This is a genomic window from Streptococcus parasanguinis (assembly GCF_015556095.1).
Classification (GTDB): domain Bacteria; phylum Bacillota; class Bacilli; order Lactobacillales; family Streptococcaceae; genus Streptococcus; species Streptococcus parasanguinis_Q.
On sequence record NZ_JADNLT010000013.1, the window covers coordinates 1 to 18,851 of the forward strand.

The following is an 18,851-nucleotide window of genomic DNA, read 5'->3' on the forward strand; positions in this document are numbered from 1 at the left end:
TCGGGAAGTAGCTCAGCTTGGTAGAGTACTTGGTTTGGGACCAAGGTGTCGCAGGTTCGAATCCTGTCTTCCCGATAGTGTATTGAAAAAGTCTAATGATTGTCATTAGGCTTTTTTTTGTAGGTGATTATCTTATTGCATTACAAGAAAAAAGAGCTTTCGCTCTTTCCAACTTTATTTATTTCGCAGTTCAACATAACGGTTATACCAAATTTTGATATATTCCTCAGAAAAGGGACCTTTGTTTTGGTTTATCCAATCTACTAGAACCTTAACATTTTCCTTTAAAATAAAATCGATGTCATCTGAATAGTGCATTTTTTCTTTATGCTGCTCGTATTCTTCCACATCTAACAATTTTTTTTCACCATTTGTAAAAACCTTGACATCGAGATCATAGTCGATATATTTTAAGGCTTCTTGGTCAATGTGAAATGGACTTGCTAGGTTACAGTAGTAAGACACACCATTGTCACGGATCATGGCGATGATGTTAAACCAATATTTTTTATGGAAATATACGATCGCTGGTTCACGTGTAATCCAACGTCTACCATCACTTTCAGTAACAAGTGTATGATCATTTACTCCAATAATTGCATTTTCGGTTATCTTTAATACCATGGTGTCACGCCATGTTCGGTGTAAACTGCCATCATGTTTATAACTTTGAATTGTAATAAAGTCGCCTTCTTTAGGTAGTTTCATAACTTACCAACTTTCTACAATCTAAGTATATCCTCTATATTGTATCATATTTTTTCAAATTTTTTCTTATTTTTCTATTATATTTCCAAATTGATTGTTTAAGATAGAATTATTCACCTAAGAAGTCCCTGATGGCTGATTTTATATCAGAATAGTCGTAGCCTTTTCTGGCTAGTGCTTGAGTCAAGCGTTGTTTGAGGTCATAGCTTTCATATTTTTTACTGTATTTACGGTATTGCTTTTCTAACTCTTTTAGAATGAGGTCATGTGTTGTTTCTTCATCTGTTTCGAGTTCGAGATTTTGTAAAGCTATTTGAGCTTGGTTGTACGCAAAGCCTTTTGAAATGAGTGCTTGGATGATTTTCGTTTCAATGGCTTTTAACGGATATTTTCCTTGGTATTTTTTTAGGAGTTTTATTGCGGTACGGTCGATCACTTCTGAAAAATCATAGTCTGCAAGTATTTCTTGAAGGATAGATTTTGAGATCCCTTTTTGTTGAATTTTTTGTTGTAATAAGAGAGGGCCCTTATCGCCACTGAGAAGGTTGGCCTCTATCAAGTTTCTTGCATATTGACGATCATCTAACCACTTGTCTTCTTTTAGGGCTTGGATGACTTGTGGTATGATTTTCTCATCAATCTCATGTTTAACTAAATAGTCTCTGACTTCTTTTTCAGTACGGGCCTTGAAGGATAAGTGGTAGAGCGCCAAGTTTTTTCCGTAGGAAAATTGTGCAAAGGTTTGAATTTCTGTAAACTCTTGAGGACTAATTTCCTTATCCTTGGTCAACATAAAGTGAACAATGGTATCCTCTGTAATATAGCAGGTTTGGTCGCTATCAAGTTCTAGCAGGTAGAGACGTTTTTTCTTTTCTAGTTTTGTGATTTTCATGGTTTTCCTTTTATCCAAACGCTTCAAAGGCAGCAACGAGTCGAAGTTTATTTATATCGACCTGTTCTCTCCCATAATAGTCAAGAAATAGTTCAGCGTATTTCGGGTCATGTAGGTTATAGTTGAGGGACCAAACTGTCCAAAAGAGATCGATATGTCGGTCACTGAAATCAGCTAAGCCAAGGTCAATAAAACAAGAGAAGTGGTCAGCATCTTTTAGAATAAGGTTCGGTAGACAGGCATCCCCGTGAATAAAGGCATCTGTCTTTAAAAGGTGCCCTTGTTCTCGAATGAGCTGGAAGGCCTCTTCACGACTGCTAATCCGGAATTGGGGTAGGAGAGCCTTGGCATAGAACTCACCTTTTTCATAGTTTTTTAAGGCTCTGTCTTTATAGGCCTGTAAATGATTTTCTGATGGAAAATTTTGCGGATAAAAGCTGTGAAGTTTTTTAAGAGCTTCGGCCATGGTTCGGCAGATTTTTTCTGGCTGGTCTAAAAAAGCGAGAGTATCATGACCAATAGCCTCTTTAGTCAGGAGGTAGTCTTTATCTGTAGATAGATAGTGGATGACTGGAGTTCCTATTCCCTCTTGTTCAAACAAACTTGCAATTCTAGCTTCTCGCTCTAATCTTCCCTTTTGATCTATTTTCAAATAGTAACCTGAATCAAGATAGAGAACCGTTGCGCCTGAATGAGAAGAGTTGTCAGAAAGAGTTGCTCCCTCTATATAAGTTCGTAATTGCTCAGGAAAATCCAATGGGGAAAAATGAGATATCTTTGTATTCATGGTTTTATTGTAACATATTCTTAAACATTGAGAAACTACGTGGTATAATAGACTTATGAGTCTTAAAGTTAAACAAAAAATTCCATTAAAAATCAAGCGTATGGGGATTAACGGAGAAGGAATTGGCTTTTATAAAAAAACACTTGTCTTTGTGCCAGGCGCTTTGAAGGGAGAAGATATCTTCTGTCAAATTACAAGTGTCAAGAAAAATTTTGCGGAAGCCAAACTCCTATCTGTGAATAAGGCGTCTAAGTTTCGTGTGACGCCCATGTGTGATATCTATGAGACCTGTGGTGGTTGTCAAATCATGCATTTGAAGTATGACAAGCAGCTGGAGTTTAAGACAGATTTATTGCAACAGGCCTTGAAGAAGTTCTCACCTGAAGGATTTGAACAGTATGATATTCGGCCGACAATCGGAATGCAGGAGCCACTTTACTATCGGGCAAAATTGCAATTTCAAACAAGGAAATTCAAGGGTCAGGTGAAGGCGGGGCTTTATGCTCAAAATTCCCATTACCTAGTGGAATTAAAAGATTGTTTGGTTCAAGATCCGGTTATTCAAGAGATTGCTAATGATCTAGCAGATTTATTGACCTATTATCAGATTCCGATTGCTGATGAGCGTAAAGAACTGGGTGTCAGAACCATGATGGTTCGACGGGCTCGGAAGTCTGGTCAGGTTCAGATCATTATGGTCACCAGTCGTCAGATTAATGTAAACAATTTGGTGCAAGACTTGGTCACGAAACACCCTGAGATTGTCACAGTTGCTGTTAACAAAAATACGTCTCGTTCCAGTGAGATTTATGGGGAACAAACGCAGATTATTTGGGGAGAAGAGGCCATTTTGGAAGGTGTTTTGGATTATGAATTCTCTCTGTCTCCTCGAGCCTTTTACCAGTTGAATCCGGAACAAACTGAGGTATTGTATAGTGAGGCTGTTAAGGCTCTAGATGTTTCTCCAGAAGATCACCTGATTGATGCCTACTGTGGGGTTGGAACGATTGGGTTTGCTTTTGCTAATAGAGTGAAAAGTGTTCGGGGGATGGATATTATTCCTGAAGCAATTGAAGATGCCAAATACAATGCTAAGCGGATGGGATTTGAGAATACCCACTATGAGGCTGGTACAGCAGAAGAGATCATTCCTCGCTGGTACCAAGAAGGCTATCGGGCTAATGCTGTGATCGTGGATCCACCTCGTACGGGCTTGGGTACAAAATTAATCGAGACCTTGTTGCACTATGCACCTGAAAAGATGGTCTATGTCTCTTGTAATGTCTCTACTTTGGCACGGGATTTAGTGTCTTTGACAAAGGTTTATCAGGTTGAATACATTCAATCAGTGGACATGTTCCCCCATACTGCACGGACAGAAGCAGTTGTGAAATTAGTGAAGAAGTGAAAGAAGAATGGATATTTGGGAAAAACTTTATCTTGAGGCGAAAGCTCTCTATGCGCCTCAAGAGGTTTCAGATTTTGTCTATGCTCGACATGTGGTTGCTGCTGTTGAGGCTGCAGATGGTCAGATTTTTACGGGCTTTTGTATGGAAGGAACCTGTGGCGTCTTTCATTTATGTGCCGAACGAGCAGCTCTCTTCAACATGTATCAACAATCAGGACAAACCAAGGTCAAGCGCATTATTGCTTTTCGAGACAAACCTCCTTATGGAGAAGGTTCTGGGATGCCTTGTGGGGCCTGCCGCGAATTTCTCCTTGAGCTAGATGCAGAGAATCGTCATCTAGAATTTATGGTGGATTATGAGAGTCGCAAGACCATTACTTTAGGTGAACTGATGCCTCTTTGGTGGGGAGAAGAACGGGCTCGTCAGAGAGAAAATAAAGGGAATGAGTAGAGGAAATAAATAAATGGACAATGTTATTGATGTATCGATTCCAGTTGCTCAAGTCATTGATCAACATCCGGAAGTATTGGATTTGTTGGTGGAGTTGGGCTTTAAACCCTTAGCTAATCCGATCATGCGCAATACAGTTGGGCGCAAGGTTTCTTTGAAACAAGGATCAAAATTAGAAGGTACGCCTATGGAGAAGATTGTGCGAACACTAGAGGCTAATGGCTATGAAGTAGTGGGGCTAGACTAATGAGTGATGAACGAATTCACGTCTTAAGAGATATCTTATTAGAGCTTCATCATGGAGCTTCCCCTGAGTCGGTTCAGGAGCGCTTTGATGCGACCTTTGCAGGGGTTTCTGCGATTGAGATCTCTCTCATGGAGCATGAACTGATGAACTCCGATGCAGGGGTTACTTTTGAAGATGTTATGGAGCTTTGTGATGTCCATGCCAATCTCTTTAAGAATGCGGTTCAAGGGGTCGAAGTAGCAGATACTGACCACCCAGGGCATCCTGTTCAAATCTTTAAACAGGAGAACTTAGCCCTTCGAGCCGCTATGATGCGGGTACGTCGCTTGCTAGACAATTATGAGACGACTGAGGATCCTGAGATGATTCAGGAGATTCATAAGGGCTTGTTACGTCAGCTGGGCTTGGTGGGTCAATTTGACCGGCATTACCGTCGTAAGGAAGAGTTGATGTTTCCGATTATGGAAAAATATGGTCATGATTCCCCACCAAAAGTGATGTGGGGAGTAGATGACCAGATTCGGGAACTCTTTGCGAAAACTTTGGATGCGGCAAAGAAATTACCGGATTCTAGTATTTCTGAAGTCAAGGAACGCTTTGAAGCCTTTGCACAAGAGTTTGAGCGCATGATCTTCAAGGAAGAGTCGATCCTCTTGATGATTTTGCTGGAGTCCTTTACCCAGGATGACTGGCTCTCCATTGCAGAAGAAAGTGATGCTTATGGTTATGCCATTATTCTCTCAAGTGAGAAATGGGTGCCGAAACGTGTGGACTTCAAGGAAGAAGGAGCAAGAGAGTCAGAGAGTTCAACTGAACCGCTTCCTTCTTCAAAAGGAGATGAGCACCGTCAGGTCATTGAGACTCCTGAGGGACAATTGACGATTACCTTCACGCCTAAGAAAAAAGAAGAGAGCTTCGATCGCAAGCAGCCACAAGCTTTTGGTCATGGATTTTTATCGGTGGAGCAAGCGAATTTAATCTTGAACCAGTTACCAATGGAGATCACCTTTGTCAATAAGGATGATATTTTCCAATATTACAATGATGCTGCGCCTTTTGAGGAAATGATTTTTAAGAGGACGCCATCGCAGGTAGGACGCAATGTTGAGCTGTGTCACCCACCGAAATATTTGGAGAAGGTCAAAGCCATCATGCAGGGGCTTCGTGAAGGGAAAAAAGACAAGTATGAAATGTGGTTCAAATCAGAATCGCGTGGGAAATTTGTCCATGTTACCTATGCAGCCGTGCGTGATGAAGCTGGAGAGTTTCAAGGAGTCTTGGAATATGTTCAGGACATTCAACCTTATCGGGAGATCGATACGGATTTTTATAGAGGAATGGAGTAAAGATGAGTTACGAAACAGAGTTTATGAAAGAGTTTGAGGAGTGGATCAAGACTCAAGTCATGATCAATGAAATGGCTCTCGAAGAAAGTAAGAAGGTTTTTGATGAAGATCAGGATGAGCGAGCTAAAATTGCTATGATTCGCTATGAAAGCCGTTTGGATGCGTATCAGTTTTTGCAAGGGAAGTTTGAAAATTTCCATGCTGGAAAAGGATTTCATGATTTACCAGATGGCCTCTTTGGTGAAAGAAAATACTAGAAGGTGATTATTGAAGGCGTTTTACTAGCTAGATTTACCTGAAAATCGAGCAATGACTTGATTTTTTAGGGGATTGTGTTACAATAAAAAAGTTGAAATGACATCAACGGATTATTGAATGGAATAATGGTGATGAAACCTTGTTGCCTTAGGGATTGATCACTGAATTTAGGAGGAAAAATGGCAAAGAAGAACGTAAACCGTGCGAAACAATACAAACATCAAAATAGACATCTTTTGAAAAAAGCTGTCGCAACTGTAACTGCAGCTGTGAAAGAAGCACCTAAAAAGGTTGAGAAAGCTACAAAAGCAGTGGCGAAAGAAGTGAAACAAGCGGCTTCTTCAGTGGAAGAATTTGCTGCAAGTTTGGAAGGTGTGGCACTTGATCGTGCGCAAACATTCTATGATGAAGGTATTCGCTCTGTTGCGGACTTCGCAAACTGGACAGAAAAAGAGTTGTTGGCCCTTAAAGGAATCGGTCCAGCTACGATCAAGAAATTGAAAGAACTAGGCGTTAAATTTAAATAATTGTTTTTGTGATTTCTTGCTATTTCAAGGAAAACTTGCTAAAATGAACCTATTAGAGGTGTTTTGAATCCCACATTTTACAGAAAGTGGCGGTGCTGAGAAGTCCACAAATGTGTCAAAACTGGTTGCTAATGGATGAAAATGAAATAATAATGTCTTTTTGTTTTAAAGACGAGAGATGCGGGCTTTGCCCGAATTTGGGTGGTACCGCGGATCAACACATTCGTCCCTGTCAGATTAATGACAGGGACGATTTTTCTTTTACACCCCTAGCCAAAGGAGGTTGTCATGAAACAATCTTTTAACACCAGTAAACTCTACTATGGTTTTCCGATCTTCATCTTGGGGTATCAGGACCAGAACTTTGAGCACAATATCACAACCTGCAGTTCCTCTTATAGTCTGGGAGATTGGCTGGTCATCGGTGTTGGTGCTGAGGAAAATGCGGCAGACCAGATTAAGCATTATCGACAGTTCACTGTCAACATCCCTGATGAACATCTCATGCTTGAGATGGAGCAAGCTGGCTTTATTAGCCATCGGGAGAAATTGAAACACCTAGGGCTGGACTACGAGATTTCTGAGCAGACTCAGGCCCCAATTTTGGAGGCTTGTCCAGTCGTTTTGGATTGCCAGGTAGATCGGATTATCGAGGAAGATGGCATCTGCCATATCTTTGCTAAGATTCTCGAACGACTGGCCGATCCAGAGCTCTTAGATGACAAGGGGCATTTTAAAAATGACCGTTTTGCGCCGACTTACTTTATGGGGGACGGCCATCAGCGCGTTTATCGTTATCTAGATGACCGAGTCGATCCCATGGGAAGCTTTATGAAGAAAGCGAGGAAGAAGAATGACAAGAGCTGAGTCGCCAGATAAAATCGAAACGGAGCGTCTGGTCTTACGAGTCCGAACAGTGGCTGATGCAGAGGACATCTATGCTTACGCTAGTCTTCCAGAGGTTTCTTACCCAGCAGGCTTTCCACCCGTCAAGACCTTGGAAGACGAGATTTATTACCTAGAACATATCCTTCCTGAGCGCAATGAAAAGGACAATCTCCCAGCAGGCTATGGAATTGTGGTCAAAGGGACCGATAAAGTAATCGGTTCTGTTGATTTCAACCATCGCCACGAAGACGATGTGCTAGAACTTGGCTATACCTTACACCCAGACTATTGGGGTCGAGGCTATGTGCCAGAAGCAGCGCGTGCTTTGATTGATCTGGCTTTTAAAGAACTGGGGCTTCATAAGGTAGAATTGTCTTGCTTTGGCTACAATATCCAAAGTCAACGCGTCGCTGAGAAACTTGGTTTTACCCTCGAAGCTCGCATAAGAGACCGCAAAGATGCTCAAGGCAACCGCTGTGATGATTTGAGATATGGCTTGCTGAAGAGTGAGTGGGAAACTCAAGATCAACATTAAAAATAGAAATAACTAGAAAGGACACACACATGTCTAAAGAACTTTCACCTAAATACAATCCAGCCGAGGTTGAGGCTGGTCGTTACCAAAAATGGCTTGACGAAGATGTTTTCAAGCCTTCTGGAGATCAAAAGGCTAAGCCTTACTCAATCGTGATTCCACCACCAAACGTAACTGGGAAACTTCACCTTGGTCACGCTTGGGATACGACTTTACAGGATATCATCATCCGTCAAAAACGCATGCAAGGTTTTGATACGCTTTGGCTTCCAGGGATGGACCATGCTGGGATTGCCACTCAAGCTAAAGTAGAAGCGCGATTGGCTGAAGATGGCATCTCTCGTTATGACCTGGGTCGTGAAAAATTCCTTGAGAAAGTCTGGGAATGGAAAGACGAATATGCGACGACTATCAAGGAACAATGGGGCAAGATGGGGCTCTCTGTAGATTACTCTCGTGAGCGTTTCACCCTTGACGAAGGTCTATCAAAAGCCGTTCGTAAGGTCTTTGTAGAGCTTTACAAGAAGGGCTGGATTTACCGTGGTGAATTTATTATCAACTGGGATCCAAAAGCTCGTACAGCCCTTTCTGATATCGAGGTTATTCACAAGGATGTGGAAGGTGCCTTCTACCACATGAACTACATGTTGGAAGACGGTTCACGTGCCCTTGAAGTAGCAACAACACGCCCTGAAACCATGTTTGGGGATACAGCCGTAGCGGTTAACCCAAATGATGACCGTTATAAAGACTTGATTGGTCAAAATGTTATCTTGCCAATCTTGAACAAGCCAATCCCAATCGTTGGCGATGAGCACGCAGACCCTGAATTTGGTACTGGTGTGGTGAAAATCACTCCTGCCCACGACCCGAATGACTTCTTGGTTGGTCAACGTCATAATCTTCCGCAAGTGAACGTTATGAACGATGATGGTACCATGAATGAATTGGCTGGTGAATTCAACGGCATGGACCGCTTTGAAGCTCGTAAGGCTGTTATCAAGAAGTTAGAAGAAATCGGTGCGCTTGTTAAGATTGAGAATATGACCCACTCAGTTGGTCACTCAGAGCGTACTGGAGTTATGGTTGAGCCACGCTTGTCTACGCAATGGTTCGTGAAGATGGACCAATTGGCTAAAAATGCTATCGCAAACCAAGATACAGACGACAAAGTAGAATTCTACCCACCTCGTTTCAACGATACCTTCCTTCAATGGATGGAAAATGTCCACGATTGGGTTATTTCTCGTCAGCTCTGGTGGGGTCACCAAATCCCTGCTTGGTACAATGCTGAGGGTGAAATGTACGTTGGCGAAGAAGCTCCAGAAGGTGACGGATGGAAACAGGATGAAGACGTTTTAGATACTTGGTTCAGTTCTGCCCTCTGGCCATTCTCAACTATGGGCTGGCCGGATGTCGACTCAGAAGACTTCAAACGTTACTTCCCAACATCAACCTTGGTAACAGGTTACGACATTATCTTCTTCTGGGTATCTCGTATGATTTTCCAATCATTGGAATTCACTGGCCGTCAGCCGTTCCAAAATGTCCTTATCCACGGTCTCATTCGTGACGAGCAAGGACGCAAGATGTCGAAATCTCTTGGTAACGGTATCGACCCAATGGATGTTATCGAGAAATACGGTGCCGATGCCCTTCGTTGGTTCCTTTCAAACGGTTCTGCACCAGGTCAAGACGTGCGTTTCTCTTACGAGAAAATGGATGCGTCATGGAACTTCATTAACAAGATCTGGAATATCTCTCGCTACATCCTCATGAACAATGAAGGTTTGACCTTGGATGTGGCGCGTGAAAATGTAGCTAAAGTGGCTGCTGGTCAAGCAGGTAACGTGACAGATCGTTGGATTCTCCACAACCTCAACGAAACGATCAGTAAGGTCACTGAAAACTTTGACAAGTTCGAATTCGGTGTGGCTGGTCACATCCTTTACAACTTCATCTGGGATGAGTTTGCGGACTGGTATGTTGAGTTGACTAAGGAAGTGCTATACAGTGACAATGAGGACGAAAAAGTCATCACTCGTTCTGTTCTTCTTTACACCTTGGATCAAATCTTGCGTCTCCTTCACCCAATCATGCCATTCGTGACTGAGGAAATCTATGGTCAAATCTCTGAAGGAACGATCGTGACTGCGGAATACCCAGTGGTTCGTCCAGAATTTGAAAACGAAGAAGCAGCAGCCGGCGTTGAAGCTCTTAAAGATGTGATTCGCTCCGTTCGTAACTCACGTGCAGAAGTGAACGTAGCTCCAAGCAAACCAATCACTATCTTGATCAAGACAAGCGACAGCAAGCTTGATGCCTTCTTCAATGATAACGTCAACTACATCAAACGCTTCACAAATCCAGAACACTTGGAAATTGCAGCAGATGTAGAGGTACCTGATTTGGTTATGTCAAGCATCATCACAGGTGCAGAAATCTACTTGCCACTTGCTGACCTTCTCAATGTCGAAGAAGAATTGGCTCGTCTTGAAAAAGAATTGGCCAAATGGCAAAAAGAACTGGATATGGTCGGTAAGAAGCTCTCTAACGAACGCTTCGTAGCCAATGCCAAACCAGAAGTCGTCCAAAAAGAACGCGACAAACAAGCCGACTACCAAGCGAAGTACGATGCGACTGTCGCACGTATTGATGAGATGAAGAAACTCGTTAAATAAACACAGAAACACGGCGGTATGCCGTGTTTTTTGTATGATTCTGTAAGAGAAAAAGTTTAAGTAACCTATTTTTAGACCATTTTCCAGAAATAATCGATGATATAGGTCAGGCCATAGGTGTAGATAACGAGGGTGATAGGCTTGCAGAGGATGATGATAGTCATGTAGCGTTTGAAGGTCATCTTCGTCAGACCTGCCAGCATACAGATGAAGTCAGCGGGACTAATGGGCCAGATCATCATGAAGATAAAGAAGCGATCGAACCGCTTGCCTTCATTGAGCCAGCCAATGTACTTGTCGTAGGTCTTCTGACTGACCATAGATTGGACGAACTTAGGCCCGTACATTCTGGCTAGGTGGAAGATAATGGCACAGCCAATGACGATTCCGATGTAGTTGTAGATGGTACCAATGATGTGGCCATAGATAAAGACACCAGCGACAGATGTCAGGGCGCCAGGAATAATAGGGACCACTGTTTGAAGGATCTGAAGAAAGATAAAGAGAGGTGGTCCAAAGATGCCTGCTTGGAGAATAAAAGCTGACAAGGTTTCTTTGGATTGAAGGATGCCAGAAAAGTAGGCCCAGATACAAAAGGCCAAGGTTGCGAGGGCCCCAATAATGGATGACCAATTGATGATGCGCTGGAGAAGAGGAGAGACCTCTTTTAAGCTTGTTTGTTTCATAAAAAATTCCGAGTTCTTTTTCTTCTACTATACCATGTTTTTGGAAGTTTGTAAGGATTTTGTCTATTTTTTGAGTAGTGAAAGCGACCTGATCGGAGTCTGTCGCTGTTTTAGTCGTGAAGCGGGTGCAAAATGGGCCTTTTTATGCTACAATGAAAGGAGTATAAAAAATGGAGAAAAACGTGTCAATCGAAAATTACAAACCAGATTTTGCGGTGGAAGCAGCCTATGATCTCACCGTTACAGACTTGAAAAAACAGGGTATCAAGGCGGTCCTTGTGGATTTGGATAATACCTTGATTGCTTGGAATAATCCGGATGGGACTCCTGAAATGCGCCAGTGGTTGCATGACCTTCGTGATGGAGGGATTCGGGTTATCGTGGTGTCTAATAATAGTCCCAAACGGGTCAAGCGCGCTGTTGAGCAATTTGATATTGACTATGAAGCCTGGTCGCTCAAGCCCTTTACTTTTGGGATTGATCGGGCCCTCAAACGTTTCCACTATGAGAAAAATGAAGTGGTCATGGTCGGGGATCAACTGATGACGGATATCCGGGCTGCCCATCGTGCAGGCATTCGTTCGATTTTGGTCAAGCCTTTGGTCGAGCATGACTCGATCAAGACGCAGATCAACCGGGCGCGTGAACGCCGTGTTATGAAGCAAATGGCCGAAAAATATGGTCCGATTGTATACAAAAAAGGAATTTAAGAATGGAAGAATTATTCTGTATTGGCTGTGGAGCGTCCATTCAGACAGAAAACAAAGAGGGGCTAGGCTATACTCCCCAATCAGCTCTTGAAAAGGGCTTGGAAACAGGCGAAGTCTATTGCCAACGCTGTTTTCGTCTCCGTCACTATAATGAAATCACAGATGTGCATCTGACAGATGATGATTTCCTAAAACTCCTTCACGAAGTAGGGGATAGTGACGCACTAGTGGTCAATGTAGTGGATATTTTTGACTTTAATGGATCCGTTATCCCTGGCCTACCGCGCTTTGTAGCAGGAAATGATGTCCTCTTGGTCGGAAACAAAAAAGACATCTTGCCCAAGTCTGTCAAGGATAGCAAGGTGACCCACTGGTTGATGGAACGGGCCCACGAAGAAGGCATGCGTCCTGTTGATGTGGTCCTCACCTCTGCTCAAAATAAGAGTGCGATCAAGGACTTGATGGAAAAGATCGAGCAGTACCGTAAGGGCCGTGACGTCTATGTGGTGGGTGTGACCAACGTAGGGAAATCGACCCTCATCAATGCAATCATCCAAGAAATCACTGGAGACAAGGATATCATCACGACCTCTCGCTTCCCAGGGACGACACTGGACAAGATCGAAATCCCATTGGACGATGGATCCTACATCTACGATACCCCAGGGATTATCCATCGCCACCAGATGGCTCATTACTTGACAGCAAAAAATCTCAAGTATGTCAGCCCTAAAAAGGAAATCAAGCCTAAGACTTATCAGCTTAATCCAGAGCAAACCCTCTTCTTGGGTGGTCTAGGACGTTTTGACTTTATTAAGGGGGAAAAGCAAGGTTTCACCGCTTTCTTTGATAACGAACTCAAGCTTCACCGAACCAAGCTAGAGGGCGCGACCGCCTTTTATGACAAGCATGTCGGCGGCCTATTAACTCCACCCAATAGCAAGGAAAAAGAAGAATTCCCGCCTTTGATTTCCCATGAGTTTACCATCAAGGACAAGACAGACCTGGTCATCTCAGGACTCGGCTGGATCCGCGTCAATGGAGAAGCCAAAGTAGCCGTCTGGGCACCAGAAGGCGTCGCCGTCGTTACCCGCAAAGCTATTATTTAAAAAATAGGAAAAAATATATCTGAAGAGCGAACAAAGTGAGCTCATAAAGAGATCGTTATTGCCGTGGTGTAGTTGCCAATCGTGAGATTGGCAAGGGCAAAATGGAGACCAAGGCTCCATTTTGAGGTGAGGAAATCCATTTTTCAAAGATGAGATCTTTGAAAAATTAGTTCCGGCCGTCCCCACCACTTAAAATAACGATCAAAAAAAGGAAGTAAAAACATGACATTAACATCTAAACAACGGGCTTTCCTCAACAGCCAAGCCCACAGCCTCAAACCTATTATCCAAATTGGGAAAAACGGGCTTAATGACCAAATCAAAACCAGTGTGCGCCAAGCGCTAGATGCGCGCGAACTGATCAAGGTGACTCTTCTTCAAAATACGGATGAGAATATCCATGAAGTAGCAGAAATCTTGGAAGAAGAAATCGGTGTGGAAACGGTCCAAAAGATTGGTCGGATTCTCATCTTGTTCAAACAATCAAGCAAAAAAGAAAATCGTAAAATTTCAGCGAAGGTAAAAGAAATTTAGGACATCGAGGAGAGCAAACCTATGGCAATTGAACTATTGACTCCCTTTACCAAGGTAGAGTTAGAGCCAGAGATCAAAGACAAGAAACGCAAACAAGTTGGTATTTTGGGTGGAAATTTCAATCCGGTCCACAATGCCCATTTGGTCGTTGCGGATCAAGTGCGCCAACAATTAGGGTTAGATAAGGTGCTCTTGATGCCTGAGTATGAGCCGCCGCATGTCGATGCCAAGGGGACGATTGCAGAGCACCATCGCCTTAAGATGCTGGAATTAGCCATTGAAGGCATTGAAGGTCTGGAAATCGAGACGATTGAACTCGAGCGGAAAGGGATTTCCTATACCTACGACACCATGCTCTTGCTCAATGAACGGGATCCAGACACAGATTATTACTTCATCATTGGTGCAGATATGGTAGATTATTTACCAAAATGGCACCGCATCGATGAATTGGTGGAGATTGTACAATTTGTCGGGGTCCAGCGACCACGCTATAAGGCAGGAACTTCTTATCCGGTGATCTGGGTGGATGTTCCTCTCATGGACATCTCCTCTAGTATGGTACGTGATTTTGTAGCCAAAGGCCGGACGCCGAATTTTATGTTGCCAAAACCAGTCTTGGACTACATCAAGAAAGAAGGATTGTATCAATGACCTATGAAAACTATCTAGGCTTTTCTCGTGAGGTCTTGCTTGAAAAAATGCGTCAAATCCTGCCAGAAAAGCGGCTAACCCACTGTTTAGGGGTTGAGAAGGCTGCGCGTGACTTGGCCAAACGCTATGGGGCTGACGAAGAGCAGGCTGGCCTAGCAGGTCTCTTACATGACTACGCCAAGAAATTATCAGATCAGGAATTTCTGGACTTGATTGATCGCTATGAGCTGGATCCAGCATTAAAAAACTGGGGTAACAATGTCTGGCATGGGATGGTCGGGATTTATAAGATCCAAGAAGATCTAGGACTGACAGATCCAGCCATTCTTCGCAGTATTGAGATTCATACGGTTGGGAGTGATCAGATGTCAACCTTAGACAAGATTGTCTATGTGGCAGATTATATTGAGCATAACCGGGCCTTTCCAGGGGTAGATCAAGCTCGTGAAATCGCCCAAGTCTCCTTGGATCGTGCGGTGGCCTATGAGACGGCTCGCACAGTCGAACACTTGGCCCACCAAGGACTGCCCATTTATCCCCAAACCATCGAAACCTATAATGCCTTTGTGAAGTATTTGAAAGAGGAGCAGTGAGTGAAGACAGCTTTTATCATTATTGATGTACAAAATATCTTAGTGGAAACAGGTTTTGAGACAGAAAAGCTCTTAGAGAAGATCGCTTATTTGCAAGATCAGGCTAGAAAAGAGCAGATTGAAATTATCTACATGCAGCATATTGAAACGCCTGAGGCTTTAACTTCGGAAGATTGGCAATTATCTCCTCTGTTGAAAAGACAGGAGAATGAAAAGGTGTTTCAGAAGCGATACAATAGCATATTTAAAGAGACAGGATTAAAAGAATACTTGGATCAACAAGAGATTGAACAACTGGTCCTGTGTGGTATGCAGACAGAATATTGTGTCGATACATCCGTCAAAGTGGGATTTGAATATGGCTACAAGCTGGTCATTCCAGAAGGAGCTGTCACAACCTTTGATGGAGAGGATATTCCGGCAGAAACGCTTAATGAATTTTATGAAAATATTTGGGCAGAACGTTTTGCGGATGTCTTAGATTACAAATCAATTTTTTAAGGAAAGAGGATTACATGAAAGAAAAAGAACTACTTGAACTAGTTGTCAAAGCAGCAGATGAAAAGCGTGCAGAAGACATTGTAGCTTTGGATGTTCAAAGCTTAACCAGCGTGACAGATTACTTTGTCATCGCAAGCTCTATGAACAGCCGCCAATTGGAGGCTATCGCTGAAAATATTCGCGAGAAGGTCGTTGAAGCTGGTGGCAATGCCAGCCACGTCGAAGGTGATTCAGCTGGAGGTTGGGTCCTTCTTGACTTAGGTAGTGTGGTGGTCCATGTCTTCTCAGAAGAAATGCGTGCCCACTATAACCTAGAAAAGCTATGGCACGAAGCAAGTGCTGTCGATCTTTCAGCAGCCCTAGCATAAGCAGGTAAACTCAGTTGGTAGCAACTGAGTTTTGTTGGTTAAATTGAAATTCTATGGAAAGAAAGGATAGGGCCTCGTGTTAAGTTAGTTTGGTAACGGAACACGAGCTAAAAACTATGGGCAAAGTTGTTATTTTCTCCATGTTTTTAATGCTCTTGGTATCTTAGAAAGGATTTGAACCCGTCCTGTAATCCTCGGAAAATAGATAGCTCTCCTTGGAGCTTAGCTCCATCGTCGTGCTCCTAATTTTCTATCGGATTTCGGGCGGACTTGGTATCATGAATATGGCGACTTATGAAACGTTTGCAGCGGTCTATGATGCGGTCATGGATGATAGTCTGTATGATTTGTGGACGGATTTTTCTCTCCGGCATCTCCCTAAAAGTAAGAATCGGAAAAAATTACTGGAATTGGCTTGTGGGACAGGGATTCAGTCTGTCCGCTTTTCCCAAGCTGGCTTTGACGTAACAGGATTAGACTTGAGTGCTGATATGCTGAAAATTGCTGAAAAAAGAGCGGCTTCAGCCAAGCAAAAGATTGATTTTATCGAGGGCAATATGCTGGACCTGTCGCAAGCAGGTACTTATGATTTCGTGACTTGCTATTCGGATTCTATCTGCTACATGCAGGACGAGGTGGAAGTGGGAGATGTCTTCAAAGAAGTTTACAATGCCCTAAACGAAGACGGGGTCTTTATTTTTGATGTCCATTCGACCTACCAGACGGATGAGGTTTTCCCGGGCTATTCTTATCACGAAAATGCAGAAGATTTTGCCATGCTCTGGGATACCTATGAGGATGCAGCCCCTCACTCGATCGTCCATGAGCTGACCTTCTTTGTCCAAGAAGAGGATGGCAGCTTTAGTCGGCACGATGAAGTCCATGAGGAGCGTACCTATGAGGTCTTAACCTATGACATTTTGCTGGAGCAGGCTGGCTTTAAATCTTTCAAATTGTACGCGGACTTTGAAGATAAAGAGCCAACAAAGACCAGCAAACGATGGTTTTTTGTAGCACAGAAGTAGGACAGCATGACAGTTACAGGTATTATTGCAGAATTTAATCCTTTTCACAATGGACACAAGTACCTGCTGGAACAGGCAGAGGGGCTGAAGATTGTGGCCATGTCTGGGAATTTTGTTCAACGTGGCGAACCTGCCATTGTAGACAAGTGGATTCGCGCACAGATGGCTTTGGAAAATGGAGCAGACCTGGTGGTCGAGCTCCCCTTTCTCGTAGCTGTTCAGTCGGCTGATCATTTTGCCAAGGGAGCGGTGGAGATCTTGTCCCGTCTGGGAATCGACCAATTGACCTTTGGGACAGAAGAAGTCTTAGATTACCAAGCGATTACAACTATTTACTCTGAGAAAGAAGTGGAAATGGAAGCTTTCTTGCGAAATCTTCCAGAAGACTTATCCTATCCACAAAAGACCCAAAAAATGTGGGAAACCTTTGCTGGAGTGGAGTTCACAGGGGGTACTCCCAACCATATCCTGGGCTTGGCTTATGCCAAGGCTTGTGCTGGGAAGGGGATTGCGCTCAAGCCTATCCAACGTCAAGGTGCGGGCTACCATTCAGAAGAAAAAGAGGTGGCCTATGCTTCTGCGACTAGTCTACGCCTACACAAGGATGATCAAGACTTTGTCGACAAATTTATGCCTAATAGCCAACTCTTTCATTCGGCTCCACAGGTATCTTGGGAGGATTATGACCAACTGCTTCGTTATCAAATCTTAACCCATCCGGATCTGACACAGATATTTCAGGTCAATGAAGAGCTGGCCAATCGGATAAGGGATGCCATTCGAAGTGCTAGCTCTGTGGAAGACCTGGTGGAGAAAGTCGCAACCAAGCGCTATACCAAGGCGCGTGTCCGCCGCATTTTGACTTATATTTTAGTAGGTGCGAGAGAAAAAATCTTGCCGACCGCTATCCATGTCTTGGGTTTCACTGAAAAGGGACAGGCCCACCTCAAGTCACTAAAAGGTCAAGTGGACTTGGTGACGCGGATTGGTAAGGAACCTTGGGATGCCTTAACTCAGCAAGCAGATCAGGTGTATCAACTAGGCCATTCCCAGTTGCAAGAGCAGATCTGGGGTCGGGTGCCGGTGAGACTAAGAGATGAATAATGGATGGTTGGAGAGTAGTTCCATCCGGGATGATGCGCAAAAAACTCTTCCAAGTCTTATGATTTGTGATATAATATAAAAGATTGAAAATAATTTGAAAAAATTTAAGGAGAATCCTCATGGGACGTAAATGGGCCAATATTGTTGCCAAGAAAACTGCCAAAGATGGTGCTAACTCAAAAGTATATGCCAAATTTGGTGTTGAGATCTATGTAGCCGCTAAAAAGGGTGAACCAGATCCAGAATTGAATACTGCTTTGAAATTCGTTATCGACCGTGCTAAACAAGCGCAAGTGCCAAAACACGTGATTGATAAAGCGATCGACAAGGCAAAAGGAAACACTGACGAAACCTTTACAGAAGGGCGTTACGAAGGGTTCGGACCAAATGGTTCAATGTTGATCGTTGATACCTTGACGTCAAACGTTAACCGTACAGCTGCCAATGTCCGTGCGGCTTTTGGTAAAAACGGCGGTAACATGGGAGCTTCTGGTTCTGTATCTTACCTCTTTGACAACAAGGGTGTTATTGTCTTTGCAGGTGATGATGCGGATGCCATCTTTGAGCTTTTGCTTGAAGCAGATGTGGATGTAGATGATGTTGAAGCAGAAGAAGGAAGCATCACTGTTTACACTGCTCCAACTGATCTTCACAAAGCGATCGTTGCTTTACGTGAATCAGGTGTTGAAGAATTCCAAGTAACTGAATTGGAAATGATTCCTCAATCAGAAGTTGAGTTGTCAGGTGAAGATTTGGAAACATTTGAAAAACTTTATAGCGTTCTTGAAGACGATGAAGACGTACAAAAAATCTACACCAACGTAGATGGATTCTAATCA

23 protein-coding genes and 1 tRNA gene are annotated in these 18,851 nt (G+C 43.3%); 20 read left to right on the forward strand and 4 right to left on the reverse strand.

Annotation, left to right across the window (positions count from 1 at the left end; translation table 11 throughout):
* Window position 1 precedes the first annotated feature (1 nt).
* Window positions 2-75: transfer RNA gene (locus I2E70_RS09315), tRNA-Pro, on the forward strand.
* Between the two features lie 99 nt (window positions 76-174).
* On the opposite strand, the gene I2E70_RS09320 is transcribed toward I2E70_RS09315, so the two are convergent.
* From I2E70_RS09320 to I2E70_RS09330, 3 genes are all read right to left on the reverse strand, one after another.
* Window positions 175-708: a DUF402 domain-containing protein gene (locus I2E70_RS09320; RefSeq protein ID WP_003005798.1), complete on the reverse strand. Its 534-nt coding sequence runs from the start codon at window positions 706-708 to the stop codon at window positions 175-177.
* Between the two features lie 109 nt (window positions 709-817).
* A complete protein-coding gene (gene recX, locus I2E70_RS09325; protein ID WP_195412151.1) occupies window positions 818-1,600 on the reverse strand; it encodes a recombination regulator RecX in 783 nt (260 codons plus the stop codon).
* A 10-nt stretch (window positions 1,601-1,610) separates the two neighbouring features.
* A complete protein-coding gene (locus I2E70_RS09330) occupies window positions 1,611-2,387 on the reverse strand; it encodes a phosphotransferase (protein WP_195412150.1) in 777 nt (258 codons plus the stop codon).
* Window positions 2,388-2,442: 55 nt separating this feature from the next.
* Here I2E70_RS09330 and rlmD point away from each other — a divergent pair, with 55 nt between their 5' ends.
* From rlmD to I2E70_RS09375, 9 genes are all read left to right on the forward strand, one after another.
* Entirely contained in the window at window positions 2,443-3,795 is a 1,353-nt protein-coding gene (gene rlmD / locus I2E70_RS09335) for a 23S rRNA (uracil(1939)-C(5))-methyltransferase RlmD (protein ID WP_195424538.1), read from the forward strand.
* Window positions 3,796-3,802: 7 nt separating this feature from the next.
* Window positions 3,803-4,246 (forward strand): cytidine deaminase family protein, encoded by a 444-nt coding sequence (locus tag I2E70_RS09340; protein ID WP_021152718.1) that lies wholly within the window; start codon window positions 3,803-3,805, stop codon window positions 4,244-4,246.
* A 13-nt stretch (window positions 4,247-4,259) separates the two neighbouring features.
* Complete coding sequence (locus I2E70_RS09345) at window positions 4,260-4,493, forward strand: DUF1858 domain-containing protein (RefSeq protein ID WP_003005810.1); 234 nt, start codon at window positions 4,260-4,262, stop codon at window positions 4,491-4,493.
* Entirely contained in the window at window positions 4,493-5,839 is a 1,347-nt protein-coding gene (locus I2E70_RS09350; RefSeq protein WP_195424540.1) for a DUF438 domain-containing protein, read from the forward strand. Before I2E70_RS09345 ends, I2E70_RS09350 begins: the two co-directional genes overlap by 1 nt.
* A gap of 2 nt (window positions 5,840-5,841) precedes the next feature.
* Window positions 5,842-6,096: a DUF1912 family protein gene (locus I2E70_RS09355; protein ID WP_013903179.1), complete on the forward strand. Its 255-nt coding sequence runs from the start codon at window positions 5,842-5,844 to the stop codon at window positions 6,094-6,096.
* A gap of 180 nt (window positions 6,097-6,276) precedes the next feature.
* Complete coding sequence (locus tag I2E70_RS09360; protein ID WP_003011968.1) at window positions 6,277-6,624, forward strand: helix-hairpin-helix domain-containing protein; 348 nt, start codon at window positions 6,277-6,279, stop codon at window positions 6,622-6,624.
* Between the two features lie 288 nt (window positions 6,625-6,912).
* Entirely contained in the window at window positions 6,913-7,491 is a 579-nt protein-coding gene (locus I2E70_RS09365) for a flavin reductase family protein (RefSeq protein WP_155168778.1), read from the forward strand.
* Window positions 7,478-8,047, forward strand: coding sequence for a GNAT family N-acetyltransferase (locus I2E70_RS09370; RefSeq protein WP_155168780.1), 570 nt, complete (start codon window positions 7,478-7,480; stop codon window positions 8,045-8,047). The genes I2E70_RS09365 and I2E70_RS09370 overlap by 14 nt, the downstream gene beginning before the upstream one ends.
* A 29-nt stretch (window positions 8,048-8,076) precedes the next feature.
* A complete protein-coding gene (locus tag I2E70_RS09375) occupies window positions 8,077-10,728 on the forward strand; it encodes a valine--tRNA ligase (RefSeq protein WP_195424543.1) in 2,652 nt (883 codons plus the stop codon).
* Between the two features lie 71 nt (window positions 10,729-10,799).
* On the opposite strand, the gene I2E70_RS09380 is transcribed toward I2E70_RS09375, so the two are convergent.
* A complete protein-coding gene (locus tag I2E70_RS09380) occupies window positions 10,800-11,414 on the reverse strand; it encodes a TVP38/TMEM64 family protein (RefSeq protein ID WP_049483445.1) in 615 nt (204 codons plus the stop codon).
* A gap of 182 nt (window positions 11,415-11,596) precedes the next feature.
* On the opposite strand from I2E70_RS09380, the gene I2E70_RS09385 reads away from it, so the two are divergent.
* The 10 genes from I2E70_RS09385 to I2E70_RS09430 all read left to right on the forward strand — a co-directional run bounded on the left by I2E70_RS09385 (window position 11,597) and on the right by I2E70_RS09430 (window position 18,848).
* Window positions 11,597-12,124: a YqeG family HAD IIIA-type phosphatase gene (locus tag I2E70_RS09385; protein WP_155246332.1), complete on the forward strand. Its 528-nt coding sequence runs from the start codon at window positions 11,597-11,599 to the stop codon at window positions 12,122-12,124.
* A 2-nt stretch (window positions 12,125-12,126) separates the two neighbouring features.
* The gene (gene yqeH, locus I2E70_RS09390; RefSeq protein ID WP_195424545.1) at window positions 12,127-13,233 is read left to right on the forward strand and encodes a ribosome biogenesis GTPase YqeH; all 1,107 of its coding nucleotides are present in this window, start codon (window positions 12,127-12,129) and stop codon (window positions 13,231-13,233) included.
* Between the two features lie 222 nt (window positions 13,234-13,455).
* On the forward strand, window positions 13,456-13,767 hold the full coding sequence (yhbY, locus tag I2E70_RS09395) for a ribosome assembly RNA-binding protein YhbY (RefSeq protein WP_003005853.1): 312 nt from the start codon (window positions 13,456-13,458) through the stop codon (window positions 13,765-13,767).
* A gap of 21 nt (window positions 13,768-13,788) precedes the next feature.
* Complete coding sequence (locus I2E70_RS09400) at window positions 13,789-14,421, forward strand: nicotinate-nucleotide adenylyltransferase (protein ID WP_003012335.1); 633 nt, start codon at window positions 13,789-13,791, stop codon at window positions 14,419-14,421.
* Window positions 14,418-15,014, forward strand: a complete 597-nt coding sequence (gene yqeK / locus I2E70_RS09405) for a bis(5'-nucleosyl)-tetraphosphatase (symmetrical) YqeK (RefSeq protein ID WP_155200245.1) — start codon at window positions 14,418-14,420, stop codon at window positions 15,012-15,014. The genes I2E70_RS09400 and yqeK overlap by 4 nt, the downstream gene beginning before the upstream one ends.
* Window positions 15,015-15,515: a cysteine hydrolase family protein gene (locus I2E70_RS09410; RefSeq protein WP_118396855.1), complete on the forward strand. Its 501-nt coding sequence runs from the start codon at window positions 15,015-15,017 to the stop codon at window positions 15,513-15,515.
* Window positions 15,516-15,529: 14 nt separating this feature from the next.
* A complete protein-coding gene (gene rsfS / locus I2E70_RS09415) occupies window positions 15,530-15,883 on the forward strand; it encodes a ribosome silencing factor (RefSeq protein WP_003005865.1) in 354 nt (117 codons plus the stop codon).
* Window positions 15,884-16,167: 284 nt separating this feature from the next.
* On the forward strand, window positions 16,168-16,908 hold the full coding sequence (locus I2E70_RS09420; protein ID WP_324250410.1) for a class I SAM-dependent methyltransferase: 741 nt from the start codon (window positions 16,168-16,170) through the stop codon (window positions 16,906-16,908).
* A gap of 6 nt (window positions 16,909-16,914) precedes the next feature.
* A complete protein-coding gene (locus I2E70_RS09425; RefSeq protein ID WP_195424550.1) occupies window positions 16,915-18,012 on the forward strand; it encodes a nucleotidyltransferase in 1,098 nt (365 codons plus the stop codon).
* A 119-nt stretch (window positions 18,013-18,131) separates the two neighbouring features.
* On the forward strand, window positions 18,132-18,848 hold the full coding sequence (locus I2E70_RS09430) for a YebC/PmpR family DNA-binding transcriptional regulator (RefSeq protein ID WP_049514178.1): 717 nt from the start codon (window positions 18,132-18,134) through the stop codon (window positions 18,846-18,848).
* Window positions 18,849-18,851: the final 3 nt, after the last annotated feature.